Raw genomic sequence first — 519 nt, 5'->3', positions numbered from 1 at the left:
AGCCTGCCGATGGTTCCGCTCCCCTTTTGCCGGTGGGTAACGTCAGCCAGTTTCAATTCAGTTTCGAGGAAGATAAAAAGGAACTGAAAAACTATCTCGGTGGCGGTGGTAATCGCAACACCATCAGTCGGATTTCTTCTATCTCGGCGAGCCTCACGGCACATGACTTTACCGCTAACAACTTGTCGATGGCGCTCCGTGGTTCGGTCGCTGCCGGTTCAACCACTGCGGTCACTGATGAACCTCACACCAGCTTCGGCGTAGCTGATGAGCTTATCCCGTTCGATAAGCTTCCCGATCTGTCGCAGTCAGTTACGGTCAAAGACAGCCTTGATGTTGCTCTTGTTGAAGGTACTGACTACGAACTGACCAAATCCGGGATCAAGGTCATCGATGGTGGCGGCATTGATAACCTCGGCGTGAGTGTGAGCTATACACCACTGGCGACCAATATGGTTCAGGCCTTGATTGAATCGGGTAAAGAGTTTGTCCTGTTTATGGAAGGCCTCAACGATGCAC

Annotated in this window: 1 protein-coding gene; it reads left to right on the top strand. The window is 51.6% G+C overall.

All coding sequences use genetic code 11. The features are described from left to right. On the top strand, positions 1 to 519 hold a 519-nt coding region (locus tag AK963_RS30570; protein WP_066018865.1), incomplete at both ends, for a phage tail tube protein.

The sequence above is a fragment of the Endozoicomonas atrinae genome (genome assembly GCF_001647025.1).
Taxonomy (GTDB): domain Bacteria; phylum Pseudomonadota; class Gammaproteobacteria; order Pseudomonadales; family Endozoicomonadaceae; genus Endozoicomonas; species Endozoicomonas atrinae.
This window is presented reverse-complemented; position numbering and strand designations above follow the sequence as displayed.